Here is an 8,970-nt window from a genome sequence, read left to right on the forward strand (position 1 = left end):
CGATACTGGGATTGAACCAGTGACCTCTTCCGTGTCAGGGAAGCGCTCTCCCGCTGAGCTAATCGCGCGGGAAGGTCGGTGACGACCCTGTGGACGATACTGGGATTGAACCAGTGACCTCTTCCGTGTCAGGGAAGCGCTCTCCCGCTGAGCTAATCGTCCGGGACGCACTGCGGAAACCGCAGGTGCAGCGTGCGCGATACTGGGATTGAACCAGTGACCTCTTCCGTGTCAGGGAAGCGCTCTCCCGCTGAGCTAATCGCGCGGGAAGGTCCGTGAGGACCTGGTGGACGATACTGGGATTGAACCAGTGACCTCTTCCGTGTCAGGGAAGCGCTCTCCCGCTGAGCTAATCGTCCTTGGAGGTGGAGACGGGATTTGAACCCGTGTAGACGGCTTTGCAGGCCGTTGCCTCGCCTCTCGGCCACTCCACCAGGAGTGCGGGGGTTCGGGAAGATCCCCCAACTCGAGCGGACGACGAGACTCGAACTCGCGACATCCACCTTGGCAAGGTGGTGCTCTACCAACTGAGCTACGTCCGCAGTGTCTGTCCGGTTCGCTTCCGCGTCCCGGCGACGTGTTGAACTCTAGCGGATTCCGGCGCCAGCTCAAATTCCGTTTCCGCAGCGTGCTGCCCTGATTGTTCGCCCGGGCCGCTCCGGACGGCCCCGCCATAGACTCGGTGACGTGCACAGCTTCGCCCCGAGCCTCCCTCCGATGGCCCGCTTCGGCGGCCTCCTCGCCACCGATCTGCGCGACGTCACCCGCGACCCGGCAGCCCTGGAATCCACGGGCTGGTGGGCCGTGGTCGCGGACTTCGAAGGGCGGCTGACCTGCGCGCGCTTCGGCGACGTACGGCCCGCCCCGCCCCGCCCCGCGGACCGCGCGCACTGGCGCGGCCCGGCCGCCGGGGACTGGACGAGCTCCCTGGACCGCGCCGCCTACACCGCGGGCGTGCGCCGCATCCGCGAGCACATCGCGGCCGGCGAGGTCTACCAGGCCAATCTCTGCCGCGTCCTGAGCGCGCCCCTGCCCGATCCCGGCGCGGCCGACGTCGACGCGCTGACCGCCCTCCTCGCGCACGGCAACCCCGCCCCCTACGCGGGCTGCATACGCCTGCCCGCCCACGGCGTCGAGGTCGCCACCGCCTCCCCCGAGCTCTACCTGCGCCGCACCGGCCGCACGGTCGAGTCCGGCCCCATCAAGGGCACCGGCCGCACCGCCGCCGACCTGCTGGAGAAGGACCACGCCGAGAACGTGATGATCGTGGACCTCGTCCGCAACGACCTCGGGCGCGTCTGCACCACGGGCTCCGTGACCGTCCCCGCACTCTGCGCGGTCGAACCCCACCCGGGGCTCGTCCACCTCGTCTCCACCGTGCGCGGGCGCATCGCCGACGGCGCCGGGTGGGCCGAGCTGTTCTCGGCCACCTTCCCGCCCGGCTCGGTCACCGGCGCTCCCAAGGAGAGCGCCCTGCAGATCATCCGCGACCTGGAGACCGCCCCCCGCGGCCCCTACTGCGGCGGCATCGGCTGGGTCGACGCCGACCGCGGCACCGGCCAGCTCGCCGTCGGCATCCGCACCTTCTGGATCGACCGCACCGCCGCCCCGGGCCCCGTCCTCCGCTTCGGCACCGGCGCCGGCATCACCTGGGGCTCCGACCCCGAGCGGGAGTGGGCCGAGACGGAACTCAAGGCTTCCCGGCTGCTCGCGATAGCGTCGGGCACCCATCAGCCGCTCGGAGGGACGATCAGGTGACGATCTGGCTCAACGGTTCGCTCCACGACACCGACAGCGCGCGCGTCTCGGTCCTCGACCACGGCCTGACCGTCGGCGACGGCGTCTTCGAGACCCTCAAGGCCGTCCACGGCCGCCCCTTCGCCCTCACCCGCCACCTCACCAGGCTCACCGCCTCGGCCCGCGCCCTCGGCCTGCCCGAGCCCGACCTCGACGAGGTCCGCCGCGCCTGCACGGCCGTCCTCGACGCCGAGCCCGTGCCGCTCGGCCGCCTGCGCATCACCTACACCGGAGGCCTCGCCCCGCTCGGCTCCGAGCGCGGCGCCGCGCGCCCCACCCTCGTCGTCGCCGTCGCGGAGACGCCCCCGCCCGCCGCCACGGCCGCCGTCGTGACCGTGCCCTGGACCCGCAACGAACGCGGCGCCCTGGCCGGCGTCAAATCCACCTCCTACGGCGAGAACGTCATCGCCCTCGCCCGCGCGAAGGAGCACGGCGCCACCGAGGCCCTCCTCGCCAACACCACCGGGGCGCTGTGCGAGGGCACCGCCTCCAACGTCTTCGTCGTCCTCGACGGGGAGCTGCACACCCCGCCCCTCGCCTCCGGCTGCCTCGCCGGCATCACCCGCGCCCTCGTCCTGGAGTGGGCCGGCGCCAAGGAGACGGAGCTGCCCTACGACGTCCTGGAGCAGGCCGAAGAGATCTTCCTGACCTCCTCCCTCCGCGACGTCCAGCCCGTCCGCGCCGTCGACGGCCGGGAACTGCCCGGGGTCCCGGGCCCGGTCACCGCCAAGGCCGCCCGGATCTTCGCCGAGCAGTCGGCGGCGGACCTCGACCCGTAAGCGCCGGCAGCCACCTGAGCGCCGCGGCCGCCCGCAAGCGGCGTGCCGGTCCGTAAGCGCCGTGGCGGCCCGCGGGGGCGCCCGTCGCCGCCCCCGCAAAACCCCGTGACGCGGGACCGCCGGGCCGGTACAACACCAGGATGACCACCACCTTGCGGCCCACCGCACCAGAGCAGCGCGGCCCCGGCGGCGCCAGGTCCCGTCCGTACGAGGTCTGCGTCAACAGCCGGCCCGTGGGCGCCGTCGACCTGGCCACGGACCACCGCTTCGGACCGGCCGTCGGCCGCATCGTCCGGCTCGCCATCGACGAGGCCGACCGCCACCGCGGCCGCGGCACCGTCGCCGCGCTCGCGGCCGAGGAGGTGCTGCGGGGCTGGGGCTGCGCCCGCATCGAGGTGTCCGTCGACGCCGGCGCCGAGGTGGGCCTCGGCCTGGCTGCCGCCCTCGGCTACACCGAGCGCAGCCGGAACATGGTCAAAACGCTGACCGCCGCCCCCCGGCTGCCCGAAGGCACCGAAGGGCGGCGGATGACCGTGGACGAGTACCCCGGCTGGCGCGCCGAGTCCCGCGAGGGCTACGTACGGGACTGGGCCGACCGCGGTGTCCCCGCCGACCAGGCCCGCGCCAAGGCCGAGGCCGACGAGCGGGCCCTGCTGCCCGGCGGCGTGGACACCGACGGCGCCGTGCTGCGGGTCCTCACCCACCGGGGCACGGCCGTCGGCACGCTCTGGGCGGCCGTGCGCGACGCCGCCGGGCCCGGTGAGCCGGACGCCTTCGTCTTCGGCGTCGAGGTCGCGGCCGAGCACCGGGGAAACGGCCACGGAAGGTCACTGATGCTGCTGGCGGAGGCCGAGGTGCTCGCGCGCGGTGCGCGGACCCTCGGCCTCAACGTCTTCGCCGGCAACGTTCCCGCCCTGCGGCTGTACGAGTCGCTGGGCTACGTGCCGACGGCGTACCACTTGTACAAACCGCTGCTTTAAGGGCCGGTCCAGATTTAAGGGCCTGTCCAGAGGCCGGGAGGCACCGGAGGGCCGGAGCCCGCCGGTCAGGCCTGACCGAGGAGACCGTCCACGATCTCCTCGATCCGCTCGCGCAGCCCCTGCTGGTCCTTGCTGCCGTCCAGCAGCTCGCCGCCGACGGCGTACGTGGGGGTGCCCGTCACGCCGATCGCCTTGCCCTCGGCCTGGTCCGCGTCCACGATCAGCATGTGGCGGCCGTCGACGAGGGCGGTGTCCACCTCCTCGGCGTCCAGCCCGAGCCCGTCCGCCACCTCGGTCAGCAGCTTCTCGCCGCGCGTGCCCAGCTCCTCGGCGCGGGCCAGCACGGCCTCCGCGTACTCCCAGCCCCGCCCCTGCTCGGCCGCCTCCTCCGCGGCCTGCGCCGCGGCGTAGGAGTGCTTGTGCTTCTCCAGGGGGAAGTGCCGCAGCCGCAGCTCCAGCCGGTCGCCGTAGCGCGCGCGGAGGGCCCGCAGGTCGTCCAGGGCGGTGCGGCAGTCGGGGCACTGCAGCTCGCACCACACGTCGAGGACGACGGGGGCGGTGTTGGTCTCGCTCATGCGGCCAGTCTTCCAGGCGGCGGGGGCGGCGGCCCTCCGGGTCCGCCCGGCCCCTCGCGGCCTCCTTGCCGCTCCGGCCTTCTCCCGGCCCCCTGGCTCCTGGTCCTCAGGGATGAGCTGCCCTGGGGGATGACCCCGAGATCTCCCTGAGCCGGCCCTCCGGCCGTGGCCCGTCCGGCGGCGGGCGGTGCACGATGGAAGGGCGAGCCCGGCAGCGAACAGCAGGAGGAGCCCGATGCTGACCTCGACCATCTGCGCCGCGGTGTCCGCGGCGGGCCTCGGCATCGCCGCGCTCACCGCCTACCGCAAGCGCCTCCTCGCGGCGACGCGGATCGCCGCCTTCTCCCTCGTGCCCATCGGGCTGGTCCTGACCGGGATCGTCGACTGGCTCACCGACGTCGTCTTCAAGCCGAGCGTCTGGGCCGGCTTCGGGGTCCTCGCACTCTCCGCGCTGCTGTTCCTGGTGAGCAGGGTGGCCGAGCGGCGCCGCCTCGGCGGCGGCCGCAAGGAGCGCCGGGCGGCGCAGGCGGGTGCTCAGCGCGATGCCCTGGCCCCCGGTGCCTCCGCTCCGTCACCGGGCCCGGGCCGCGCCGCGGGCCGCCCGCAGGGCGGGGCGAAGAAATCGGCCGACGGCGAGGACTTCTCGGATATCGAGGCCATTCTGAAGAAGCACGGAATATGACGGGCCGTCGTGCCCGCACGCCGGGACGCCGCCCCGGCGGGATAGCCGCGTGCCCGAATCCGGGCCCGTAGCGCGCCCTGTCCCGGTGGAGGTGCATAACGCATCTGCAGTCGTTTCCGGGTAATTCACCAGGTGTGTATTCATCCGCCCGTGATTTCCCGGGACCTTCGGCGGAGAACCGAGCGGGAAAGGCGGCCGGAGCCCCGGAGCCTGCCCGGATTCAGACCTTCGCGGCCGGCCCCTCGGCCTCGGTCTCCGCGCCCCGGCGCCGCGCCCGGTACGCGGCCACGTGCAGTCTGTTCCCGCACGTGCGCCCGTCGCAGTAGCGCCGCGAGCGGTTGCGGGAGAGGTCCACGAAGGCGTGCCCGCAGTCCGGCGCCTGGCACCGCCGCAGCCGGTCCCGCTCGCCGGCCACCAGCAGGAAGGCCAGCGCCATGGCCCCGTCCGCCGCGAGGTTCTCGGCCACCGACGCGCCGGGGGCGAAGTAGTGCACGTGCCAGTCGTAGCCGTCGTGCGCGCTCAGCTGCGGCGTCGTCCCGGCCTCGGCGACCAGCTCGTTGATCAGCCGGGCCGCCTCGCCCGTGCTCTCCGCGTCGAAGACCTGTCCGAACCGCTCGCGCACCGACCGCACCGCCGCCACGTCCCGCTCCCGCGGCACCACACTGGTGATCCCGTGCCGCGCCACGAAGGAGCGCAGCTCCGCCAGGTTCTGCGGACCCGCGTTGAGGAGATCGACGACGGAGTCGAGCGCCGCCTTGGTGTCGTGGTTGATCTGCACGTTCGTACGCTCCCTGGCCGGACGGAGGCGGCAAGTGTTCGACCGCGGCCCCCGACCTTACTGGCTGGCCGGCGCTCGCGCGGCCGGTAGCGCGACGGCGCCGCCGCCCGCGGTGGTCCGCGGACGACGGCGCCGTGCCGTGCCCTCTGTGCGAGATGCGGCGCGCGGCCTCCCCGAGTCGGCCGGCGCGCTCCGGGTCAGCCCCGGTCCGGACTCAGCTCTCCGCCAGGATGTGCGAGAGCTCCGTGTCCAGGTCGAAGTGACGGTGCTCGGTGCCCGGCGGCACCGCGGCGTCCGTCCGCTTGAGGAAGGACTCCAGGGCCCGTGCGGGGGCCTCCAGCAGCGCCTCGCCCTCCGGGGAGCTCAGCGCGATGCACACGACGCCCTGACCGTGGCTGCGGGACGGCCAGACGCGGACGTCGCCGGTGCCGGTGGGCCGGTGGAGCCCCTCGGCGAGGAGATCGCGGGCGAACACCCATTCGACCGTTTCTTCGGCTCCGGTGTGGAACGTGGCGTGCACGGCATACGGATCGGCCGTGTCGTACCGCAGGCCTGCGGGGACAGGCAGTGAGGATTCGCTCGACACGACGAGGCGCAAGTGCAGCTCGCAGCTGACCGTGGTGTTCATAAGCGCCAGGGCCTTTCGCTCAGTGTGCGCTCGGGGATTCGCACGTCGGCGAAATCGACATGCCACCTACGGTGCCGTTGTAAACCCCTCTGACCGTTTTGAGACTGTTCGGATACCTCGGACGGCCCAGTCGTTCACGACGTAATACCGCCATTCCGGTGAGTTCCGGATCGGTCCGGTAGGTTGGGGCGCATGAATGCGGAGAGTGACCGGCGGCGGGACGCCGCCGCGACGGGGGACGGCACGCGGGGCGGGGACGCGGGCGAGCCCGCCCTCGGATCGCGCGCCCCCCACTTCATCAAGCGCTCGCGGCCCCTGCACCTGAGCTGGCAGGTGGGCGTCTTCGTCGTCGGCCTGGCCGTCGTCGTCGCGGGCGTCATCATGCTGCCCCTGCCCGGCCCCGGCTGGCTCGTGATCTTCGCGGGCATGGCCATCTGGGCCACCGAGTTCGTCTGGGCCCAGCTCGTGCTGCGCTGGACCAAGCGCAAGGTCACCGAGGCCGCCCAGCGCGCCCTCGACCCCCGCGTCCGGCGGCGCAACATCATCCTCACCGTGACGGGCCTGGTGATCGCCGGCGCGCTCGTCGGGATCTACCTCTGGAAGTTCGGCATGGTCATGCCGTGGAAGGCCGGCGGCTGACCGGCCCGCCGGCGGTTCAAAGCACCGTCTGACATGCGGTAATGTTTGCGGTGCGCCCGGGCGATTAGCTCAGCGGGAGAGCGCTTCGTTCACACCGAAGAGGTCACTGGTTCGATCCCAGTATCGCCCACATCACAGGACCGAGGGTCCGCGAGGTTCACCCCTTGCGGACCCTCGGTCTTTCGTTGTCCGCTGGCCCCATGCCCTTCCCGGCCGCGGCCCGCTCCCACCGCTACCGCTTCCACGGCGCCTGGGCCCTCGCCGCCCCGCCCGACGCCGTCTACGCCCGCCTCGAAGCCGTCGACGGCTACTCCCGCTGGTGGCCGCAGATCCGCGAGGTCCGCCGGGCCGGTGCCACCTCCGGCACGGTCCGCGTCCGCTCCTTCCTCCCCTACGACCTGACCGTGGCCGTCCGCTCCACCCGGCACGACCCCGAAGCCCGCGTCCTGGAGATCGCCATGACGGGCGACCTCGAGGGCTGGGCCCGCTGGACCGTCCTCCCGCACGGCCCCGCCGCCTGCACCGCCCGCTACGAGCAGGACGTCGAAGCCCGCAAGCCCCTCCTCAGGCGCCTCGCTCTGCCCGCGAGGCCCCTCTTCGTGGCCAACCACGCCTGGATGATGCGCGCCGGCCGGCGCGGCCTGCGGGCCCTGCTGGCGGGCGGCGGCCCGGGGATTTGATGGAGAGCCGCCACGACCTGTATTGTTCAGTGCGTTGCCGGGGGAAACCCCGCACGAATCCCGGGCGATTAGCTCAGCGGGAGAGCGCTTCGTTCACACCGAAGAGGTCACTGGTTCGATCCCAGTATCGCCCACACACAGGCAAGGCCGGTCCGTCAAGAGACGGACCGGCCTTGTGCGTTGCCCGCCCGCACCTCCGGGTGCCCGGCCCTGCCGCGCCCCCGAGGCCGCCCTCACGCCGCGGCCGGCAGCGCGGGCCGCAGCGGCCACGCCGGGTCGCAGGCCTCCTCCGTCCCGTTCCGCGCGAACCACGCCTGCAGGCCCCGCGCCTGCGCCGCGTGCCACACCGCCTGCCGCGCGTGCAGCTCCGCCGGGCTCAGCCGCTCCAGCCGCGCCGCGAACCGGCGCCCCACCGCCCGCACCACCTGCAGCGCCGCCAGCGCGTCCGACGCCGCGTCATGCGCGCCCGTCAGCTCCACCCCGTACTGCGCGCACAGGTCCGTCAGCGTCCGGCGCCCCTTGCGATAGCGGTCCAGGTGCTTGTCCAGCACCCACGGGTCCATCACGCACAGCGGGGCCGCTCCCAGGTAGTCGGCCAGCGACGCGGCCCGGTGCCGGCGCAACTCGCGGTCCAGCAGCGTCAGGTCGAACGGGGCGTTCATCACCACCAGCGGCGTCGCACGCGCCGCCTGCCGGGCCAGCGCCCGCGCCACCTCCTCCATGACCGGCGCCGGCCACCGGCCGTTCCGCTGCAGGTAGGCGTCCGTCAGCCCGTGTATCGCCACGGCCCCCTCCGGCACCGGGACTCCCGGGTCGACCAGCCAGCGCGTCACGACCGCAGGCGCCTCGGCCGCCGGCTGCACCACGAGGGCCGCCTGCACGATCCGGTCGTGCTCGACGTCCACCCCGGTGGTCTCGGTGTCGAACGCGGCCAGTGGTCCCTCGAACCAGCACATGTCCACAACTCCTCGCACTTGCCCGGCGAATGGCGTGTTTCACCCTCCCCGGCAGGTGATACCCGGCCGCAGTGTCATGCGAACCGCCGTTGTTTGCACGGGAGTTGCAAAGGAAACAACACAGATGTACGGATCGAACGCCCGAAGTCGCCCGGAAGGATTCGGACATGGCGTTCCCGCGGCCCGAGCCCGGCGGGCTGCTGTCCGGGCCCGCAGGGCTCACCGCGGCCCCCGGGCCCCCGGCCCCCGCACGCGGCTCGCTCGCCACCACCGCCTGCATGGAGACGCTCCAGATCGGCTATCTGCACGCCGTCGCCGCGGCGGCGGGCTGCTCGCTGGCCCAGCCCTTCCCCGACCACGGCATCGACTGGCACCTCAGCCACACCGCCCCCGGGCACACCACCGACGACGAGGTCACCATCAAGGTGCAGCTCAAATGCACCTACCAGCTGGGCCCCCGCCCGGCCGTCCAGCCG

At 73.1% G+C, this 8,970-nt stretch carries 11 protein-coding genes and 7 tRNA genes; 9 read left to right on the forward strand and 9 right to left on the reverse strand.

The window, feature by feature from the left end; translation table 11 throughout:
• Positions 1 to 90: 90 nt before the first annotated feature.
• The 5 genes from ACSNOH_RS31010 to ACSNOH_RS31030 all read right to left on the reverse strand — a co-directional run bounded on the left by ACSNOH_RS31010 (position 91) and on the right by ACSNOH_RS31030 (position 542).
• Positions 91 to 162 (reverse strand) — tRNA-Val (locus ACSNOH_RS31010).
• Between the two features lie 31 nt (positions 163 to 193).
• Positions 194 to 265 (reverse strand) — tRNA-Val (locus tag ACSNOH_RS31015).
• Between the two features lie 19 nt (positions 266 to 284).
• Positions 285 to 359 (reverse strand) — tRNA-Val (locus tag ACSNOH_RS31020).
• A 1-nt stretch (position 360) separates the two neighbouring features.
• Positions 361 to 434 (reverse strand) — tRNA-Cys (locus tag ACSNOH_RS31025).
• 35 nt (positions 435 to 469) lie between these two features.
• A tRNA-Gly gene (locus ACSNOH_RS31030) sits at positions 470 to 542 on the reverse strand.
• 175 nt (positions 543 to 717) lie between these two features.
• On the opposite strand from ACSNOH_RS31030, the gene ACSNOH_RS31035 reads away from it, so the two are divergent.
• The 3 genes from ACSNOH_RS31035 (at position 718) to ACSNOH_RS31045 (ending at position 3,556) form a co-directional block, all read left to right on the forward strand.
• Positions 718 to 1,758 (forward strand): chorismate-binding protein, encoded by a 1,041-nt coding sequence (locus ACSNOH_RS31035; protein ID WP_436724788.1) that lies wholly within the window; start codon positions 718 to 720, stop codon positions 1,756 to 1,758.
• A complete protein-coding gene (locus ACSNOH_RS31040) occupies positions 1,755 to 2,576 on the forward strand; it encodes an aminotransferase class IV (RefSeq protein WP_436724779.1) in 822 nt (273 codons plus the stop codon). The genes ACSNOH_RS31035 and ACSNOH_RS31040 overlap by 4 nt, the downstream gene beginning before the upstream one ends.
• Before the next feature lie 140 nt (positions 2,577 to 2,716).
• Positions 2,717 to 3,556: a GNAT family N-acetyltransferase gene (locus ACSNOH_RS31045; protein WP_436724780.1), complete on the forward strand. Its 840-nt coding sequence runs from the start codon at positions 2,717 to 2,719 to the stop codon at positions 3,554 to 3,556.
• Between the two features lie 65 nt (positions 3,557 to 3,621).
• On the opposite strand, the gene ACSNOH_RS31050 is transcribed toward ACSNOH_RS31045, so the two are convergent.
• On the reverse strand, positions 3,622 to 4,131 hold the full coding sequence (locus ACSNOH_RS31050; protein WP_436724781.1) for a DsbA family protein: 510 nt from the start codon (positions 4,129 to 4,131) through the stop codon (positions 3,622 to 3,624).
• 235 nt (positions 4,132 to 4,366) lie between these two features.
• On the opposite strand from ACSNOH_RS31050, the gene ACSNOH_RS31055 reads away from it, so the two are divergent.
• Positions 4,367 to 4,813 (forward strand): hypothetical protein, encoded by a 447-nt coding sequence (locus ACSNOH_RS31055; RefSeq protein ID WP_436724782.1) that lies wholly within the window; start codon positions 4,367 to 4,369, stop codon positions 4,811 to 4,813.
• 220 nt (positions 4,814 to 5,033) lie between these two features.
• Here ACSNOH_RS31055 and ACSNOH_RS31060 read toward each other — a convergent pair whose 3' ends face one another.
• Positions 5,034 to 5,591, reverse strand: coding sequence for a CGNR zinc finger domain-containing protein (locus ACSNOH_RS31060; RefSeq protein ID WP_436724783.1), 558 nt, complete (start codon positions 5,589 to 5,591; stop codon positions 5,034 to 5,036).
• 214 nt (positions 5,592 to 5,805) lie between these two features.
• Positions 5,806 to 6,219 (reverse strand): SsgA family sporulation/cell division regulator, encoded by a 414-nt coding sequence (locus ACSNOH_RS31065; protein ID WP_003959770.1) that lies wholly within the window; start codon positions 6,217 to 6,219, stop codon positions 5,806 to 5,808.
• A 192-nt stretch (positions 6,220 to 6,411) separates the two neighbouring features.
• Here ACSNOH_RS31065 and ACSNOH_RS31070 point away from each other — a divergent pair, with 192 nt between their 5' ends.
• The 4 genes from ACSNOH_RS31070 to ACSNOH_RS31085 all read left to right on the forward strand — a co-directional run bounded on the left by ACSNOH_RS31070 (position 6,412) and on the right by ACSNOH_RS31085 (position 7,672).
• A complete protein-coding gene (locus ACSNOH_RS31070; RefSeq protein WP_436724784.1) occupies positions 6,412 to 6,858 on the forward strand; it encodes a TIGR02611 family protein in 447 nt (148 codons plus the stop codon).
• A 58-nt stretch (positions 6,859 to 6,916) separates the two neighbouring features.
• Positions 6,917 to 6,988: transfer RNA gene (locus tag ACSNOH_RS31075), tRNA-Val, on the forward strand.
• A 70-nt stretch (positions 6,989 to 7,058) separates the two neighbouring features.
• Positions 7,059 to 7,538 (forward strand): SRPBCC family protein, encoded by a 480-nt coding sequence (locus ACSNOH_RS31080; protein WP_436724785.1) that lies wholly within the window; start codon positions 7,059 to 7,061, stop codon positions 7,536 to 7,538.
• Positions 7,539 to 7,600: 62 nt separating this feature from the next.
• Positions 7,601 to 7,672 (forward strand) — tRNA-Val (locus tag ACSNOH_RS31085).
• Between the two features lie 99 nt (positions 7,673 to 7,771).
• On the opposite strand, the gene ACSNOH_RS31090 is transcribed toward ACSNOH_RS31085, so the two are convergent.
• Positions 7,772 to 8,494 (reverse strand): exonuclease domain-containing protein, encoded by a 723-nt coding sequence (locus ACSNOH_RS31090; protein ID WP_436724786.1) that lies wholly within the window; start codon positions 8,492 to 8,494, stop codon positions 7,772 to 7,774.
• A 167-nt stretch (positions 8,495 to 8,661) separates the two neighbouring features.
• Between ACSNOH_RS31090 and ACSNOH_RS31095 the strand changes: the two genes are divergently transcribed.
• The coding region (locus ACSNOH_RS31095) for a DUF4365 domain-containing protein (RefSeq protein WP_436724787.1) at positions 8,662 to 8,970 on the forward strand (309 nt) is incomplete at its 3' end.

The sequence above is a fragment of the Streptomyces sp. URMC 127 genome, assembly GCF_051386535.1.
Lineage (GTDB): Bacteria > Actinomycetota > Actinomycetes > Streptomycetales > Streptomycetaceae > Streptomyces.